Below are 18,227 nucleotides of genomic sequence, written 5' to 3'. Positions count from 1 at the left end.
TCTTTACATACTTTACTTAACATAATATAAATTATAAGACTTAAAATGTACGATAGAAACTATCTATTTAAGTGTCACTTATAATGTACTTTATGTTAAGTAAAGAGAACGTAAATTGTATACCCTGTATTTGTAGGATGCTGCAGCAGGCGCTGCCGTAACTAAACGATTTCCCGCTCCGTTCAAACAAAAGATTAAACTTTCCTTATATAGGTGGCTTATACCCACTGCTGTAAGGATCAAACATGAACCAACTATGAGAAAAAATATTTTAGCCGCAGGAATTACAGTTATGCTACTGCTCTTCAACTCCTGCGCTACCAATCCTGTAACAGGCAAAAAAGACATTGTATTGATGTCTGAAGAGCAGGAAATTGCCCTAGGCGCTCAGTCAGACCCGGCTGTGGTGGCACAATTCGGGCTGTACGACAACAAGCAGCTACAGCAGTTCATCCAGTCCAAAGGCCAGGCCATGGCCGCAGTATCGCACCGGCCGGGTCTCAAGTATGAGTTCAAGATCGTGGACTCGCCGGTGATTAACGCATTTGCTTTGCCGGGCGGCTATGTATACTTTACACGCGGCATTATGGCACATTTTAACAACGAGGCGCAGTTTGCCGGTGTGCTTGGCCACGAGATCGGCCACATCGCGGCACGCCATTCCGTGCAGCAGCAGTCTAAGGCTACGCTCGCGCAGGTTGGCCTGATAGCCGGTATGGTTATTTCGCCGGAACTCGCGCAGCTCGGCGATGCTGCGTCGCAGGCGCTTGGCCTTCTCTTCTTAAAGTTTAGCCGCGACGACGAGCGGGAATCTGACGAGCTTGGTGTTGAGTACGCTACTAAAATTGGCTACGACGCCTCAGAAATGGCAGACTTTTTCCTGACGCTGCAGCGAAAACAACAAGACAGCGGCAGCACCATCCCCGATTTTATGTCCACGCACCCAAACCCAGCCGAACGCTATACTACCGTGCACGAACTGGCGGCGCAATGGAAAAAGAAAGAAAACCTGACCACTGCGAAAGTGAACCGCAATGAGTACCTTAGAATGATTGACGGCCTGGTTTACGGAGACGACCCGCGTCAGGGCTTCGTGGAGAACAGCACATTTTATCACCCCGACCTGAAGTTTAAGTTTCCTGTTCCAACAGGCTGGAATCACATGAACTCGCCGCAAGTGTTTCAGATGGCGCCCAAAGATGGCGGCGCAATTATGAACCTTACCCTGGTGCCCGGCGAAACGCTTGAGCAGGCCGCGCAGCAAATGCTGCAAGGCTATAAACTGCAGCCGGTTGAGTCGCAAAGTATAACAGTGAACGGACTGCCCGCCCTGGCCATTGTGGCAGACCAGCAACAGGAGCAGCAAACCGTCCGCACGCTCACGTACCTGATCCGCTACAACAACAATAACTACAGCCTGATGGGCATCACCACGGCGCAGAGCTTTAACAACTACTTTCAGGCCTTTAAGACAACGATGGATAATTTTTCAGTGCTGAGCGATCCTGACAAGTTAAACCGCCAGCCGGAACGCATTAAGGTGGTTTCTGTGCAGCAGAGCGCAACGCTGGGCCAGGTGCTGCAAAAATACAACGTGAAGAACGACCGCTTGGAAGAGTTGGCTGTTCTGAACGGCATGGAGCTAAAAGACCCCGTGGAGCGCGGAACACTCATCAAGACCATCAGCCACTAACAGCCGGTTAATTTATACTTTAGCGGGAGCCTTGGTTTATACCGAGGCTCTTTTTTTAATTTAGTTTGCTGATAATCAACAATAACACACAACAAATAAAATTCCGGCTGCCCGCCACTGGCAAAATATCGCGGAAAAAGTATAACTTTAAACTTGTTTCAGCCATGCTACCCGGCGCCGGTAACATAATACAGACTTTCATTTCGGATAAGGAAGCGAAATCTTTATGAAAACAGCCTTGCGTATACTTCTACCAGCACTTATACTTGTTTTAAGCACCACCGCTTTGTTTGGGCAGAGCTACCAAAAAGTTGTGGCAGAGTCTGGCGATGGCATTTACCTGTTGCTGCGCCGCTACGGCCTGGACCCTTCCGAACACCTGCAGTCTTTTCTGGAGCTTAACGAAGACCAGCTTGGGCAGGACAACAGTCTTTTTGCCGGCCGTACGTATCTGCTGCCCGTTAATGCTGGCTCTTCTGGTGCCGCAGTCCCTGAAGAAAAGCCTGCCCCCTCTCCCACCATGCTGGTTGAGCCGCTTTTTGGCAAAGCCTATGAGCGCGTTGAAGTGCTGGATAGACAGTTGCAGGGCACTGTATACTACCTGGTGGCCGGACATAGCGGCCCTGACCCCGGTGCCATCGGCAAGTATGGCCCGTATGAGCTCAGCGAAGATGAATATGCGTATGACGTGACAATCCGGCTGGCGCGCCGGCTGATGGAGCATGGCGCCACCGTTTACATGGTTATCCAGGACGAAGACGATGGTATCCGAGATGACAATATACTGAAGATGGACACTGATGAAGTCAGCTACTTCGGAAAACCCATCCCGTACAGCCAGAAACAGCGCCTTCGTAACCGTGTGGCCGACATAAACAAACTTTACCTGAAGCACCGCGGCGCCCACCAACGCATGCTCTCCATCCATATAGACAGCCGCAGCAAAGGGCAAAACATCGATGTGTTCTTTTACCACCATGAAAACAGCCCGGATGGGAAAGCATTGGCAGAGCAGATCCACCAGGTATTTGACCAGAAGTATAACCGGCATCAGCCTAACCGCGATTATTTTGGAAACGTAAGCGCGCGCAGCAGCCTGTATGTAGTGAAGTACAGCCACCCGCCCACCGTTTTTGTAGAGTTGGGCAACATCAAAAATGACAAAGACCAACGCCGTTTCGTGATACCCAATAACCGCCAGGCGCTGGCCAACTGGATCTGCGACGGCATCATCAACGATTACGAAGCTGCACGGCAATAAAAGGTTAGAAGTATAACGTACGAAGTATAAAGAGCAAAAGCACTGAGATGCTTTTGCTCTTGCTGTTTATAGGCCTATAGCTAAGCCTTCTCCTTTGGCTGCAGTATACGATTTCCGGTTATTGGGGTACCGCTCCTCTCCCACCTAACGTCCGTAATTGAGAAAGAACCTGCCAGAACCTTAGCTATTAGGATCTTACAGTAGAACCTGAATACCCTGTAGGCGTTTAACTTAAATAGAATCCATATTAATTTTCGGATTTTGTAACGCGTACATTTTGAAAACAAACATTATGAAAAAGACTATTTTACTCTCGTTTTTACTTATTACTTGGGCCAGTTGTGCTTTTGCACAAACAGAGGTAGAGGAAGAATTCAGGCAGCGTGGACCGCAAACTACAGCCGCCGTCTCTTCTGACGCCGTTCGTCAGGGAAACTGGATCGTGGGCGCTTCTATAGGCAACATCGGCTTCAACTTTGACTCGGATTTCTTTACACTCAATGTAAACCCAAGAGCTGGCTATTTTGTGAGCGATAACGCTGTGCTGGGCACGGAGGTGCAACTGGGGCTGGATATTTATGACGGCGGCGAGACGTTCCGCTATGGCCTTACCCCTTTTGCCCGCTATTACTTTCCGGAGGGAGCAGCTCCCACACACCGCTGGTTCGGGGAGGCGCTGGCAGGTATAGCAGGCAGCTCTGAAGAAGACAGTGAGGGAGATGCCGTATTTTCGGGTGTGATAGGCTTGCGCGCCGGTTATGCCCACTTTGTGGCGCAGAATGTGGCACTGGAAGGTATTCTGGGCTATACCCACACCAGCGCCGACATCTCTGTTGGCAACGGCCAGTCGGGACTGAACCTGGCTGTTGGCTTGCAAGTATACTTGCCGGGAAGGAACCGGTAACCTACCATTATTTATAAAAAGGGGGAGCGGCTAAACGATAGCCGCTCCCCCTTTTTATTGGCAATTGTCTCCTACTGCAAGGCCTCTTTGGCTATTTTACCGTCTCCATCAATTTTATGGCTATACTTCAGCCCGAGCAGCTTTGCTACTATGGGGTATACCTGTATGTTCTCGAAAGACGGCAGTTTTTTACCTTTGGCAAAGGCAGGTCCCCAGGCATAAAACGTGGCGTGCATGTCTTTTACGGCATACGGATCGAACCCATGGGCGCCAGGGCTAGGCTTTCTGCTGGAGAAGTTAAATACCTTTGGGGCATCCGTCAGCAGCAGAATATCCCCGATCCGGTCATACTTGTCGTCTTTGATGCCGTAGTGCAGCCGCTTTGGCATTTTGCGCTTCAGGTATACTTTATAGGCTCCGCGGGATTCTTTCTTCAGCTTTTTATAAGTGGGTTTGATGGCGTCTTTGTTTTTGGCATGCAGTTCCACCACCATGCCTGCCCCCGAAACAAGAAAGTCTGCCGTGTCGATGGCTGCTGGCATGGACAGCGTATGCTCCTGGTCAATCTGCGTCATCCCGTGGTCAGACACGAACACGTAATTAACAGGAAGCCCCGTAGCAGCAACGGCCTCCGTCAGCTGCTTTAAGCGCGCATCCAGCTCCTGCACGGCTTGTTGGGTTTCGGGAGCATCAGGACCGAATCGGTGCCCGGCGTGGTCCACCTCCGGCAGGTAAAAGGTAATCAGGTGCGGGCGCTTCTCGGCGGGTAGCTCCAGCCAATTTACCACCGTTTGCACACGCTCCTCAAACGGAATGTCTTCGCGGTACTTGTACCAGTAGGTTGGCCGCAGGCCCTGCACCGGCGCCTCAGAACCTACCCAGTAGTAGCTTGCCGACAACATGCTGTTCTGCTCTGCCAGCACCCACAAAGGCACCCCGCCATACCAGCTGCCATCCTCCACCTGCGCCCGGTTGCGCATGGAGTAATACTCGCGGCGCTGCGGATCGTAGAAGTAGTTGTTGATGAGGCCGTGGGTAGAAGGATACATTCCGGTTACCAACGTATAGTGGTTCGGAAACGTCTTAGAGGGGAAAGACGGAATCATGGAGGCCGCCTCCACGCCACTTGCCCGCAGGGCCTGCAGGTTATGGGCGTTATACTTATCTGCGTAATCGTAGCGGAAGCCATCCACCGAAATCATGATCACATAGGGCTTCTGCATCTGTTCGGGGCTGTTGCGGCGGCCCTCCACCACCTGCTGCAGCGAGTCTTGCTGGGCCCAGGCGGGTGCAGCCAATAGTATGGCCAGTAGTAAAAGTTGTAAGCGTTTCATGGCGCAAAGTTAAGCCCGTTCTGTTAAAAACGGATAGCAAAACTGTATTTCATACTTCGTATATGCCGCGTTTGGCTGGTACAGTATAATTTTCGTAAAGTGAGAAAGGTCAGTTTAACACTGCCGGGCAAGCTATATTTTTGCTTCTCCACTTAAATCCTGTCGTTATGATTCCTAACCCCTCTCCTGTCCAGCTTAAATTCCTCGGCGGCGCCGGCACCGTAACTGGCTCCAAAATCCTTGTCAGAACCGAGCGCCACAGCGTGCTGATCGATTGCGGCATGTTTCAGGGGCTAAAGCAGCTGCGGCTTTTAAACTGGGAAAAACTGCCCCTAAACTACGATGAGCTGGACGCGGTGATACTCACGCACGGGCACCTGGACCATTGCGGGGCGCTGCCGATGCTGGTAAAAAACGGCTACGACGGCCCCATCTACGCCACCTTGCCTACCCGCGACGTGACCGAGGTTATTCTGCGTGACAGCGCCCGCATACAGGAAGAAGACGCGCTGCAAGCCAACGAAGGCGGCTACTCCCGCCATCACCCGGCCAGGCCGCAGTACACGGAAGAGGACGTAGACCGCACCATGCCGCTTTTCGAGACGCACGACGACAACGAATGGGTGATCATCAACGAGGACTTTAAATTCTGCTTTCGAAAAAGCGGCCATATTTTGGGCTCAGCCATGGTGGAGTTGGTCTGCCAGGGGCGCAAGTTCGTGTTTTCCGGAGACCTTGGCCGCCGCCGACCTTTGCTGATGGAGCCGCCTTATTTAGTAAAGGATGCTGATTATGTCGTGCTGGAATCCACTTACGGCGACCGCAGGCACAGCGAAAAATCCCCTTACGAGGAGCTGGCGGAGGTGGTAAACCTTACCTATGAAAAGGGCGGTGTGCTGGTAATCCCGAGCTTTGCCGTGGAGCGGGCGCAGGAGTTGCTGCTGCTTTTAAACACGCTGAAGCAGGACAAAAGCATCCCACCTCTGCCGCTGTACCTCGACACGCCAATGGGCATAGACGTGACGGACCTTTACCTCCATCACCGCGACTGGCACAGCCTGACCGATGAAGAGTGCGAAACCATGATGCGCGACGTACATGTGATCCGCAATTTTGAGCACAGCCTGCACGTGCTGGATAAGAAAGGCCCTAAGATAGTGATTGCCGGTAGTGGCATGGTGACAGGAGGCCGCGTGCTTTACTACCTGGAGCAGCTTTTGGGCAACAGCCAGAACACTATTCTACTGGTTGGTTTTCAGGCGCCGGGCACGCGCGGAAATCTGCTCCGCAGCGGCTCGGATGAGCTGAAGATCCACGGCTTATACTATAAAGTACATGCCGAAGTGCGCCAGATCGGCTCCTTATCTGCCCACGGTGACCAAGCCGACCTGCTGTGGTGGCTGGAACATTTTAAAAAGGCCCCGCAGCAAGTATTTTTGAACCACGGCGAGACACAGGCAAGCGAGGCGCTCCGGCTTAAAATAACCGACACCAAGGGGTGGCCCGTGACGATAGCGCAAATGGGCGTAACCTACGATGTATAGCTCCTTAACTTAAAGACTAGAAAACTGGTTTTATTCCTTTACAAACAGGCGCTTGTCAAACTCGAAGGGGATGGTTTGGACCACTTTTACCTGCGGAAAATCGGCATGGCGCGGGTTGATGAGGTAGTTGAAGGTGCCCTGTACGGTGGCCGACGGCACTTTTAGCACCAGGTGTTCCATTTCCTGCACAAAAAGGTCGCCCAGTTCCTGTGTGCTGTTGGCATGCGGGAATGATTTCCAGTCATCCGGCAGCTCTGCTTCGGGCAGCTCTTTTATACTTGCGGTGTCTGGTAGCTCGATGCGCACCAGGAAGTAATCTTTAGGAACAATGCCCAGCGGCATGTGCACGGCAATCTCTACGGTGCAAAGCGCAATGGACTCGCTCGTGTAAAGTATGGCTGTGCCCCGGCTGTTCCAGCGGCCGCCAGCCAGCTCCGCGCCCCGGCCCGAAAGGTCGTTGCGGTACAGTCCCCGGCTCAGGCGGTAAACGATCATGCCAGCACACCGTGTTCTATGCGCGTTAACTCATCGCGCAGCAAGCCAATGCCAAAGGTGCTATCCAGAAGCTCTTTTGGCTTGAGGCCGCCTAGCGCCACGTTTTTAGCTTCCAGCCAAGCGTCAAAATTGGCTTTGTCGCCAAACACCTCGATGCCTTTGTTATACATCAGCGTTATCTCCAGAATTTTTTCAGAGTGCAGCGGGTCAAAGGTGCGCTTCTCTTTTTTGTAGCGCTGGAAAGTGCGCTCCGACAGGTGCAGGAAATTTGACCACTCGCCTACGCTAAACGGTATCTTATCGGCAATGCTCTGGAACAGGGCATACTTTATGCCTTCGCGCACCGTGCTGATGAGCATGAAAACGTCTTTATCATCGATGAGCCGATAGCTCATGCTGCTGTCTATACTTAAGGCTTGTCCCATGGCGCTGTGTCTTTTACTACTCAAATATACGAAACTTGTCGATATTTAAACGTCAATTGTCGGGGATTAATTTCTTGACAGACGGAAACATGAATTTACTTCTCCAGTTCAGCTATCGCTTGCCTGATCTTGCTGATCCGCCAGGCCCACTGCCGCGCCGAAAAATAAAGGAATAAAACAGCCACGGCTGCCATACCAGCCATAAGCAACAAGCGTTTCGCATCAAGCGCTACCGCAGAAGTAAAAAACACGGCAAGCGACACAGCCAATAATACCAAAGAAGTCAGGGAAAAGGCCTTGGCACGCTGCAAGTGGCTTAGAAACTGCTGCAACGACACCAGCACACCTCCTGCCCCAACCGGACGCTGTAAGGTAAAGAAACCATACAGATTGCTTGCCAAGTAAAACATCCCCGATAAAACCAGTACCACGGAAGCATACGCAGGTTTGGTATCTCCATCAAACCCGTCATAAAAAAGAAGAAGAAAAGCGACTATGGCAAGGGCCTCTAACAGCAACTTTATCCGGATGCGTCCCAACACCGGGTGATGCGCAATTTTAGTGAATACATGCAGCTGCGCTGTCCTTAGCTGCTCTTCTGCGCCGGCATGCTGCCAGCTTTGTTTGAGTTCGTCAAGATTCATGATTTTGCTTTTTAACGATGAGTTTTAGTTTACTTTTGATCCGGTTCAGCCTCACGCCCACATTGTTTTCGCTTATTCCCAGCACCAGGGCCATTTCCTTGTAAGTCATATCCTCCAGGAAAAGCGATATAAGCGCTTTATCGGCATCATTCAATTGCTTGAGTGCCCCAAAGAGTTGCTCCTGTTGCCCCTCCGCCGTTGCTTCATAGTTGCTCAGCGTATCCGGGAGGGTGTCTGTATACCGAAGGGTTGGCACGCGCTTTCGGAACGACGCCAGCGCGGTGTTCAGGGCAACACGGTACATCCACGTCGTTATACTTGCCTCCTGCCTGAACTGCGGAAAAGCCTTCCAGAGCTGGTAGACAATTTCCTGGAACAGGTCCTGCCTGTCTTCCGACGTATCGCGGTACAACCTGCATAATTTATGGAGAATGCCCTGATGCTTGGCGATCAGAGCTAAAAAGGCGTCTTTCATACTTGCTTGTGCGGCGCTGGCTTCTGGTTTTCAAGTATATTAGTTGTCGGTTTGCCCCATACCTTACACCTCAGGCTAAATTTATTTTTAACGCAGATCGTCGGCAGGTAATGTATACTTTGTACTAAACTCCTCCTAAGGTCGTTAAGAATCAAAACCAGCACAAAACTAACATGCGACAATGGATAGCAGCGGCAGGCCTGGCCCTAACAGCAGGCTTGAGCAGCTGCAACATGCAAAATACACTTACCAGGCAACCGCAAACGGTGCGGCCGCGCCTTACCATGCAGGAGGTGATTCCACCCATGGCCCCGGCCACCAAGGCGCAGGAAGACAGTCAGAATAAATTTTTAAAAGATAATGTGAGCCGTTTCCGCAGCCGCAAACTGGCCAGCCAGTATTATGTGCTGCAAGCAAAGCGCACCTTCAATCAAAACCAGCCCGACTCCGCCATGATTTTCCTGAACAGGGCCTGGCTGATGGACCGCAGCAACAATGAGATTTACTGGGGCTACGGCCTGGCTTATGGCCAAATGCAGGAGTATGACAAAGCGCTGTACCTTCTCTACCGGACACTCGACCAGGACAAGGAAAACCCACGGCTCCTAACCGACATAGCCACCACACACCTGGCGCGCTTCTACAGCCAGAGCAACCCCACCGACCTGCAGCAAAGCAGAAAACTCCTGAAGCGCGCCTTGGCCCAAAACCCTAAAAACACCGCGGACACATACTATAAGTTGGCCATTAACAGCTATTACCTGCTGGATTTCGGACAGGCCTGGCACTACCTTCACCAAAGTATAAAACTGGATAAAAGTAAAGAGAACAAAAAATTTATTGCGGCACTGCTGCAGAAAGAGCAGGACCCGGCGGGCGTTTACAGCAACAGGCATACAAAGTAATTTGCAAGTATAACATAGCTGTGCTACATTTATAAGCAGATGAAAGCCCGCCGCACTGGCAGGCTGTGTTGTTACAAACCCAACCATGAAGAGATTACTTTTAGCCGCCGTGGCCATACTCTGCGCCACTACCCTTAGTTTTGCCCAAGAGCAGCCGGAACAGACGCTTAGCCTGAGTGTACAGCCCATGTTTGGGGGTGTGCAGAAAACAGAAGCAGAACAGCGCAAGGATGAGAAGTTTCTCACAAGCTGCGACAAGAACTTTTCAACGCGCCAGGAGGCCAGCAAGTTCTTTATGGACCGCGGCTGGGAATACCTGAACGAGGGGCAGATCGATACAGCGATGTACCGCTTTAACCTGGCCTGGCTCCTTAACCCCGGCAATAAAGACACCTTCTGGGCATTTGGCTTGGTAACAGCTGCCCGCGGAGACCAGCCACTAGCGGTGGATATGTATGAAAAAGCCATTGAGCTGGACCCGAAGAACTCCCTCCTGCTCTCGGACGCCGCTACTTCGTACCTGGCTTGGTACAAAGAGAAAAAGAAGAAAAAGATCCTGAAAAAAGCGGCTGCCTACTTAAATGCAGCCACAGCCGCCGATACCACCAACGCGTATGCGTTTTACAACTTATCGGTGGTAAAGTTCCATGAGAAGAAGTATGACGAGGCCTGGAAACTCCTGCACCAGAGCCGCAACATCAATATGTCGGTGGTGGATTACAGTTATATTCTGGAGCTAACCTCCCAAATGCCTGATCCGCAAGGCTTCTTTAACACGACCACTTCAGCTGAGACGGCTAAATAAATTTAGATCCCCTGCCCAACACGGCGGGGGATTTTTTTGGCACTAAGTATAAATTCGCAAGAATCGGGTTGAAAGTATAAACCGGATTTAGCTATTTGCCCTCATGAACACGCATTACGATACCGTTGCTAGGGCATTGGCCTACATACGTCAGCACGCGCAGCAGCAGCCCGGTTTGGAAGAGGTTGCCGCCCATGTGCACCTCAGCCCGCATCACCTGCAGCGGGTGTTTACAGAATGGGCAGGCGTAAGCCCTAAAAAGTTTCTGCAGTACCTGACGCTGCACCACGCCAAAACTGTACTGGCCCAAAGCGCCTCGGTGCTGGACGCCACGCTCCACACAGGCCTTTCGGGCGGCGGCCGCCTGCACGATCTTTTCGTGAACATGGAAGGCATGACGCCGGGGCAGTATAAAAGCAAGGGCAGCCAAGTAATAATTGCCTACAGCTTTAACACCTGCCACTTTGGCTCTTACCTGGTAGCCTCCACTGATAAAGGAATCTGTTTTCTGCACTTCTACCAAAACCAGGAAGCGGTGCTGCAGGACTTGGCTCGAACATGGCCGCAGGCGCAGTTGGTAGCGCAGGAAAACGAAATGCACCGGCAGGTGTACCGTTTTTTCACGCAGCAGCTAACGCCTGAGGCGGAGCGCATAAGCCTGCACCTGAGCGGCACGCCTTTTCAGCTGAAAGTATGGGAGGCGCTGCTGCGCATTCCAGAGGGGCACTTGAGGTCGTATGCCAGCCTTGCCCGCCAAATCAACCAGGAAAAGGCAAGCCGCGCCGTCGGAACAGCCATTGGCAGCAACCCGATTGCCTTCCTCATCCCCTGTCACCGGGTTATCAAGAGCATGGGCGGCATTGGAGAGTACCGCTGGGGCAGCGAGCGCAAAATGGCCATGATCGGCTGGGAAGCAGCCGTACAGGCGGGAGGTATAGTATGAGCTCTTCTCTAGTGGATGCGCAAAACCGATAGTATACCAGAGGCTAAACAGCATTTACAGCCCTTGCCGCGCTTCAGGATCACACACTTAAAGGTTTTTTACTATATTTGCTTATACCCTTTTACCAAATTAGCTAAAGCAGATGAGAAAACATTTATTCAAAGCGTCCATACTACTACTAGCCGGAAGTATGTCGCTTTCTTCGTGCGTGGTCTCCAAAAAGAAGTATGACGACCTGATGGCCCGCAAAAACGCCCTGGAAGTAGACAAAGCAGGCCTGCAGCAGGATAAAACTACACTGGAGCAGCAAAAGGCGGACCTGGAAACGGCAAAAGCCAATCTGGAGGAAGAGCGCGCCAAGCTGGAGCAGCAGAAGCGCGAGTATGAGGAAGCGCTGGCAAAAGCCCTGAAAGAAGGCAAATCGCTGAGCGAAACCCTGAACATGAGCAAAAGCCAGGTAGAGCGCCTGAACGCGGACCTGAAAGCCCGTGAGGCCAGGCTGGCAGAACTGCAGCGCATCCTGGACGAGAAAGACGCCGCCGTGGCCAATCTCCGCAACCGCGTAAGCAAAGCACTTCTGGGCTTCAACGACAAAGACCTGACCATTGACGTGCGCAACGGCAAAGTATACGTGTCGCTGGCAGAGCAGCTGCTGTTTAACTCCGGCTCCACCAAAGTAGACCCGAAAGGCGTGAATGCGCTTCATAAACTGGCCAGCGTGCTAAAAGAGCAGGACGACGTGAACGTGCTGATCGAGGGCCATACCGACGATGTGCCGATTGCCCGGGGCACCGTGGGCATGCAGGATAACTGGGACCTGAGTGTGCTGCGAGCCACCGAGATCACCCGTATCCTTACAAACGCCGGCGTAGACCCAACCCGCGTGACACCTTCAGGCCGCTCCAAGTACGTGCCGCTGGAGACCGCCAAAACAAAGGAGGCGCGCCAGAAAAACCGCCGCACCGAAATTATCCTGACGCCAAAACTGGATGAGCTGTTCCAGATACTGGAAACGACCTAAACCAGCACAGACTCATAAATTGAACAAGCCGGCACTCGAAGGAGGCCGGCTTGCTCGTTTTATTATTACATACTATTTACTTTATTCGAAAGCCGCTCCACTAAGTATAAAGTATGATGCACTTAAGAAAAACCCTTACAAAAGGGGTCAAAATCATCGCCATAGTCTGTAGCGGCATACTTCTCTATGCAGATATTTTTGATCTTCAATTCTCCATACTAACAGGTCCGTTTATCGACATGCTGTTGCTGATGGGGGTTACACTTCTAGGGCTTCTCTTCTCCCTAATTACCATACCTTTAAATGGATTAAAGAAGTTAGCGTCCTATTCTCCAGTGGCTTTATTCTTAGCAACTATTTGCTTTTCATTTTTGATGCCACAGTTAAGCGTTGGGCATTACCTCCACTATTACACAAACAGAAAGAATCTAGAAAGCCTAGATGAATTAAGTAAAGAAGCTGAGGTTTATAAAATGACAGATATGCTTCGGTATCAGAAGAGATTAAATGACAAAGCGATTTCAAATGAAAAAAGCTATACTAACAAATTAGAGTTAGAAAAAGCGTTTGGAGACTATATTACCGAGCACAACCTAAAGCTGGAGCAGATCAGTGAGCTAAGAGACAGGCTTGAGGATTCAGAAGTTATATCTCTACAGCGTACCGATGATTACTTCATTTTAACAGTTGATGGCTTTGTTGACAACGAGTATGGATATGTAAAAGCATTTTCGAAAGAATTAAAGGAGGGGGACACTATGCCTCCTTACGGTTTTGTAATCGTTCGCTTGATAGAATTTGGAGACGGTTGGTACTTCTTTTATACCACCTAAATAGAAAAACAAAGTTCAACAATACTCTAATTGTTATTTAGCAACTACAGTTCTAAAGTGGCAGCCTCTGCCCCGGCGGGTTCTGCTTTCGGAAGCACACGTTGCAGCAGCGGCAAAAGTATAAAGTATAAACCGGCACCGGACGGCACCGAAATCACCGCCCATGCCGCAATGCCTGCCAGGTTGGCCATCCATAGTTTGCTGATCGCCTCCAGCCAGTCTTCCTGAAACATCAGTTGCATCTCATCCAGCGTCAGCCGCAGCTCTCCAAGCCCGAAAAAAGAAATACCCAGGCGGATAAACGGAATGGCCAGCAGCAACTGCAACGGCTGCACCAGGTAACTCACTAACACGGTAGCAGCAATGTTGAGCCGGAAGCGCGCAGCCAGCGCTGTACTCAGCAAGGTGGTAACCCCAATGGCAGGCACCACTCCCACCACACTGCCCACAGCCACCGTGGCAGACAAGCTACGCGGCGTCATGCCCTGCCGCAGCAGGTTAGAAACCGGCAGCACCAGCCTGCGCCGCAAAAATCCGGATATGGCACCTAGAACAGCCAAGGAAAATATTTAAGTATGATGGGTGGAGATGGCCAGCCAATGCCGCATAAGTATAAACCCAGGGCAAAACGGACAGCTTGCTCTATATACGATTACAAGTATAAAAGTAACCCCTTTGGCCGGAAATAGTTTTACATTTCCTCTAAAACTAAGGCATCCATGAAGAGCCTCATAAAATCTAATGCAAAACGCTAATATTTTAAGGCACGCTTAAACCTTGCCAGGCAGCCTGTGTCTAAACATGCGACACATACTATGACTTCACAACCATAACATGAAGAGGCTTTTTACCTTTTTTCTGATGCTTGTAGCTGTAGCGCAGGCATACGGCCAAACAACCTCAGTGAGCGGCAGCGTGCAAAGCGCCGCCGACAACACAGCGCTCCCGGGTGCCAACGTGGTGCTCACGCGCACTTCCGATGCCACAAAATCCGTAACAGCCACAGACGGAGAAGGCCGTTTCCGGTTTGAGCGGGTGGCGCAGGGGCAGTATACTTTGGAGATAAATTACATAGGCTTTCAGAACTTTAGCCGTAAGGTGCAGGTGGCGGGCAAGCCGGTAGAGTTGGGGCAACTGATGTTGCAGGACGGTGCCACAGCTATCAAGGAAGTGCAGATTATTGGCCGGGCGCCGCTGGGCGAGCAGAAAGGCGACACCTCTCAGTTCAACGCCAAGGCCTTTAAAACAGCCCCCGATGCCAGCGCCGAAGACTTGGTAACCAAAATGCCGGGCGTAACGGTGCAGGATGGAAAGATACAGGCGCAGGGCGAGGATGTGCAGCAGGTGATGATAGACGGCAAGCGCTATACCGGCGAAGACGTGAACTCAGCGGTGCGTAACCTCTCGGCTGATATGGTGGAGAGCGTGCAGGTATTTGACGGACAGAGCGACCGTGCCTCTTTCAGTGGCTTTGACGACGGCAACCGCGTTAAAACGCTCAACTTCGTTACAAAAAAAGAGCTCCGCCATGGTTATGCAGGCAAGGCCTCAGCCGGTTACGGCACCGACGACCGCTACATGGTGGGCGCTTCTGTCAATTACTTTAAAGGCGATCAGCGCATCACCCTGACAGGGCTTACGAACAATATCAACATGTTCGACTTCTCTATTGGCGAGACACCAGGCGGCGGCATGCGCGGGCGCAGAGGCTGGGGCGGCGGCTCACCGGACGGCATCATCAAGACAAACACCTTCGGGCTGAACTATAACGATAACTGGGGAAAGAAAATGGAAGTTGGCGGCAACTACAACTACTCCGGCCGCGATGTGGTGAACAACCAGTACCGCTTCCGCGATTACGTGAACAGCGACACCTCCTACACCGAAAATAGCCTGAACCAGGACATCTCCGACAGCCACCGCTTTAACTTTAGGCTGCAGTATAACATCAACGAGAACAACCGCCTACTGGTAACACCAAGATTAACGGTAGAGCGGACGCAATCGTTTACAAGCCGCAACGCCACCACAAACGCAGAGGGAAATGAGCTTTCAAACTCTCTCAACTCTGATGACACAGATAATGCTTCGCTATACTTCAGCAACAATATCCTGTTCTCGCACCGCTTCGGCGACTCCGGCCGCATCCTTACCACCGAGCTGAACACCAGTTACAACTCTACCGAAGGCGACACCTACCAACTGGAAGATACACGAAACCTGGTAGAACCGGAGCGCGACGTTACCCGAAACCAGTACCTCAACCTCGACAGATCGAACCTTGCCTGGTCGGGCAACCTGGACTATTCGCAGCGGCTTGGGGAGCAATCGCGGCTGCAGTTGGAGTACAACATCCGTAACCAGCAAAACGACGCCGACCGCAGAACCTACGACTACGTGGAAAGCGAGAATGCGTACAACGACTTTAATTCACCGCTGAGCAACACCTTCCAGAGCGATTACTTGGCGCAGAGCTTTGGCCCGAGCTACCAGTTCCGGTCTGATAAAGCCAACCTGCAGCTGAATGCCCGCTACCAGTATGCCACACTGCAAGGCGAGCGGATTTTTCCGGAAGACTATACATTAAAGCGCAGCTTCACCAATGTGCTGCCTTCGGCGGAGTATGAGTACAAGTTCTCAAAGAGCAGAAACCTGCGCATTAACTTCCGCACCAGCACGGATGTGCCGTCGGTGGAGCAGCTGCAAAACGTGCTGAACATCTCTAACCCGCTACAGCCAAGAATCGGTAACCCGTCGCTGGACCAGGAGTACCAGAACAGGCTGTACATGCGCTTCCGTAACTTTAATGCCGAAACAAACCAGGTATTTTACATGGGCATCTTCGGCACCATGACGCAGAACTACATCACCAACAGCATCTATACCCGCGACATACCCTTTGAGCTGCCCGAAAGCTATACTTACCGCCCCGGTGCCCGCTTTTACCGCCCGGTAAACCTGGATGGCTACTGGAGCGTGCGCTCGTTCTTTAACTACGGGCAGCCGGTGAACTTCATCAGCTCCAACTTTAACATGCACGGCTCGGTGGGTTACTCCAGAACACCCGGTATGATTGATGAGTTGATCAACTACGCCAACAACACCAACTTCAGGCTGGGCCTAAACATCAGTAGTAACATCAGTGAGAAAGTGGACTTCAACGTGTTTACAAACGGCTCTTACAACATCGTGAAAAACACGCTGCGCACCAACCAGAACAGCAACTACTACAACCACAGCACCAACCTGCGCCTGAACACCATTCTCTGGAAAGGCCTGGTGTACCGCACAGAGCTGCGACATGAGTATAATTCAGGCCTTTCTGCCGGCGTCGATAACAGCTACGTGCTCTGGAACATGAGCCTTGGCAAAAAGATCTTCAAAAACCAACGGGGAGAGATAAGCCTGAGCGTGAATGACTTGCTAAAGCAGAACGTGAGCATCAACCGCAACATCGCCTCAGACTATGTAGAGGATGTGCAGTCCACGGTGCTGCAGCGCTACTTTATGCTGACCTTTACTTATAACCTGCGAAAGTTCTTCAGCGGCGAGGCGCCGGACATGGAAGACGAAGGAGGCCGTGGCCAGTGGCGCGGCAGGCATTAAAAATCTAATTTATTGTTTGATTGCGCAAAGCCTGGCCCGTTTGGGCCAGGCTTTTTGTTTGTGGCAACAGTATAAATTTTAATAAGATTTTAACATCTTTCAGTAGCTTAGCATCCTGTAGTATAAAGAAAAGTATAATGCCCACCGCTGACACTTTCTTCCGGTTCGACTGGTACGCCGCCCTGCTTCTGGCGGGTATAGCGCAGGGCTTTTTCCTGACCCTGCTGTTCCTGGCTAAGCGCCCGCACCGGCAGCCGTACCACCACCTGCTGCTGGCCGCGTTGGTGTTCAGTTTCGCCTGCATGGTGCTGGAGGTGTTTCTCTGCTACAGCGGCCTGATGTTCCGGGTGCTCCCGCTAGTGGATTTCTCGGAGCCGCTGAACTTTGCGGTCGGCCCCCTCACCTACCTGCTTTTCCGGAGCCTGAACGGTAACAACTGGACGCGCAAGCAGTGGTTGCACCTGGCGCCCTTCGGCGTTTATTTGCTCTACCACGTGCTTTTTTACTTGCAGCCCGAGACCGTAAAGTATAATGCTTACATCGGCGCCTATTTCCCCGACATGGAGCATATGCCGGTTACTGTTGATTTCTACTGGGACCCCTTGCACTGGACCGCGTATGTCAATGAGCTCACCATGCTGCATATACTGGCTTACATCCTCCTATGCTTCGTGCTCCTGAAAAGGCAAAGCGGCGCTACGCCCTCCAACCCATACTTTTATTCCTGGGCCCGGCTGCTGCTGTACTTCTTTGTGGCTACCCTCGCATTGATCTTTTTTGTGAAGATGAGCTATGAGGAGGACCTGGGCGACCATCTGCTGGCATCTTTCCTGGTGCTGCAGCTTTTCTTCATCTCCTTCCGCATTCTTACCGCCTCCACCTTTTTTCAGCCGGTGGTGCAGGTAAAGTATGAAAAGTCGGCCCTGAGCGAGGAGTCTAAGCAGGACCTGCTGCAGAAGCTGAAAATAGCCGAACAGGAGAAATTCTACACGCAGCCGTCGGCCTCTCTGCCGGCGCTGGCCCGGCAGCTGCACACCTCGCCGCACTACCTTTCCCAGAGCCTGAACGAGTGCCTGGGCAAAAGCTTTTTCGAGTACCTGGCCGAGCTGCGCATCCAGGAGGCAAAGCAGATTCTTGCTGACCCTGGGCAGCAACACCTCAAAATAGAGGAAGTGGCCGAGCAGACCGGCTACCTTTCGAAGTCTGCCTTCAGCGCGGCCTTTAAAAAAATGACGGGGCAGACACCTGGACAGTACCGCAAAAACAGCGTTCCCGGGGCAGTTTAAGTGCTTCCCTATAAACCAGCACCTCGCACTTACCGGCAGATTCCGCTATTTCA

The 18,227-nt window shown here is 51.7% G+C and carries 17 protein-coding genes; 11 read left to right on the top strand and 6 right to left on the bottom strand.

Annotated elements, in window-relative coordinates; translation table 11 throughout:
• Positions 1-292 precede the first annotated feature (292 nt).
• The 3 genes from FJM65_RS00485 (at position 293) to FJM65_RS00475 (ending at position 3,858) form a co-directional block, all read left to right on the top strand.
• Entirely contained in the window at positions 293-1,693 is a 1,401-nt protein-coding gene (locus tag FJM65_RS00485; protein WP_239022775.1) for a M48 family metalloprotease, read from the top strand.
• A gap of 226 nt (positions 1,694-1,919) precedes the next feature.
• Complete coding sequence (locus FJM65_RS00480) at positions 1,920-2,954, top strand: N-acetylmuramoyl-L-alanine amidase family protein (protein WP_140618247.1); 1,035 nt, start codon at positions 1,920-1,922, stop codon at positions 2,952-2,954.
• A 292-nt stretch (positions 2,955-3,246) separates the two neighbouring features.
• Positions 3,247-3,858 carry a hypothetical protein gene (locus FJM65_RS00475; protein ID WP_140618245.1) on the top strand — a complete coding sequence of 204 codons (612 nt, stop codon included), beginning with the start codon at positions 3,247-3,249 and terminating at the stop codon, positions 3,856-3,858.
• Between the two features lie 71 nt (positions 3,859-3,929).
• Here FJM65_RS00475 and FJM65_RS00470 read toward each other — a convergent pair whose 3' ends face one another.
• On the bottom strand, positions 3,930-5,192 hold the full coding sequence (locus tag FJM65_RS00470) for an alkaline phosphatase family protein (RefSeq protein WP_140618243.1): 1,263 nt from the start codon (positions 5,190-5,192) through the stop codon (positions 3,930-3,932).
• A gap of 167 nt (positions 5,193-5,359) precedes the next feature.
• On the opposite strand from FJM65_RS00470, the gene FJM65_RS00465 reads away from it, so the two are divergent.
• Complete coding sequence (locus FJM65_RS00465; protein WP_140618241.1) at positions 5,360-6,736, top strand: MBL fold metallo-hydrolase RNA specificity domain-containing protein; 1,377 nt, start codon at positions 5,360-5,362, stop codon at positions 6,734-6,736.
• Between the two features lie 30 nt (positions 6,737-6,766).
• On the opposite strand, the gene FJM65_RS00460 is transcribed toward FJM65_RS00465, so the two are convergent.
• From FJM65_RS00460 to FJM65_RS00445, 4 genes are all read right to left on the bottom strand, one after another.
• Entirely contained in the window at positions 6,767-7,231 is a 465-nt protein-coding gene (locus FJM65_RS00460) for an RES family NAD+ phosphorylase (RefSeq protein ID WP_140618238.1), read from the bottom strand.
• Positions 7,228-7,656 (bottom strand): type II RES/Xre toxin-antitoxin system antitoxin, encoded by a 429-nt coding sequence (gene parS, locus FJM65_RS00455; RefSeq protein WP_140618236.1) that lies wholly within the window; start codon positions 7,654-7,656, stop codon positions 7,228-7,230. Before parS ends, FJM65_RS00460 begins: the two co-directional genes overlap by 4 nt.
• A gap of 95 nt (positions 7,657-7,751) precedes the next feature.
• Positions 7,752-8,300, bottom strand: coding sequence for a hypothetical protein (locus FJM65_RS00450; RefSeq protein ID WP_140618234.1), 549 nt, complete (start codon positions 8,298-8,300; stop codon positions 7,752-7,754).
• Positions 8,290-8,775 (bottom strand): RNA polymerase sigma factor, encoded by a 486-nt coding sequence (locus FJM65_RS00445; RefSeq protein ID WP_140618232.1) that lies wholly within the window; start codon positions 8,773-8,775, stop codon positions 8,290-8,292. Before FJM65_RS00445 ends, FJM65_RS00450 begins: the two co-directional genes overlap by 11 nt.
• A gap of 173 nt (positions 8,776-8,948) precedes the next feature.
• Between FJM65_RS00445 and FJM65_RS00440 the strand changes: the two genes are divergently transcribed.
• From FJM65_RS00440 to FJM65_RS00420, 5 genes are all read left to right on the top strand, one after another.
• Positions 8,949-9,680 carry a tetratricopeptide repeat protein gene (locus FJM65_RS00440; RefSeq protein ID WP_140618230.1) on the top strand — a complete coding sequence of 244 codons (732 nt, stop codon included), beginning with the start codon at positions 8,949-8,951 and terminating at the stop codon, positions 9,678-9,680.
• An 85-nt stretch (positions 9,681-9,765) separates the two neighbouring features.
• Positions 9,766-10,485, top strand: a complete 720-nt coding sequence (locus FJM65_RS00435; protein ID WP_140618227.1) for a tetratricopeptide repeat protein — start codon at positions 9,766-9,768, stop codon at positions 10,483-10,485.
• A 103-nt stretch (positions 10,486-10,588) separates the two neighbouring features.
• A complete protein-coding gene (locus tag FJM65_RS00430) occupies positions 10,589-11,428 on the top strand; it encodes a bifunctional transcriptional activator/DNA repair enzyme AdaA (protein ID WP_140618225.1) in 840 nt (279 codons plus the stop codon).
• Between the two features lie 142 nt (positions 11,429-11,570).
• On the top strand, positions 11,571-12,449 hold the full coding sequence (locus FJM65_RS00425; RefSeq protein ID WP_140618223.1) for an OmpA/MotB family protein: 879 nt from the start codon (positions 11,571-11,573) through the stop codon (positions 12,447-12,449).
• Between the two features lie 113 nt (positions 12,450-12,562).
• Positions 12,563-13,282 (top strand): hypothetical protein, encoded by a 720-nt coding sequence (locus FJM65_RS00420; protein WP_140618221.1) that lies wholly within the window; start codon positions 12,563-12,565, stop codon positions 13,280-13,282.
• A 44-nt stretch (positions 13,283-13,326) separates the two neighbouring features.
• On the opposite strand, the gene FJM65_RS00415 is transcribed toward FJM65_RS00420, so the two are convergent.
• A complete protein-coding gene (locus tag FJM65_RS00415; RefSeq protein WP_239022774.1) occupies positions 13,327-13,842 on the bottom strand; it encodes a DUF2062 domain-containing protein in 516 nt (171 codons plus the stop codon).
• A gap of 274 nt (positions 13,843-14,116) precedes the next feature.
• Between FJM65_RS00415 and FJM65_RS00410 the strand changes: the two genes are divergently transcribed.
• Positions 14,117-16,888: a TonB-dependent receptor gene (locus tag FJM65_RS00410; protein ID WP_140618219.1), complete on the top strand. Its 2,772-nt coding sequence runs from the start codon at positions 14,117-14,119 to the stop codon at positions 16,886-16,888.
• Positions 16,889-17,025: 137 nt separating this feature from the next.
• Positions 17,026-18,174: a helix-turn-helix domain-containing protein gene (locus FJM65_RS00405; protein ID WP_140618216.1), complete on the top strand. Its 1,149-nt coding sequence runs from the start codon at positions 17,026-17,028 to the stop codon at positions 18,172-18,174.
• The last annotated feature ends 53 nt before the right edge of the window (positions 18,175-18,227 follow it).

It is taken from the genome of Pontibacter mangrovi, assembly GCF_006385705.1.
Lineage (GTDB): Bacteria > Bacteroidota > Bacteroidia > Cytophagales > Hymenobacteraceae > Pontibacter > Pontibacter mangrovi.
The sequence above is the reverse complement of the archived record's forward strand: the minus strand, read 5'-3'. Positions and strand labels throughout refer to the sequence as shown.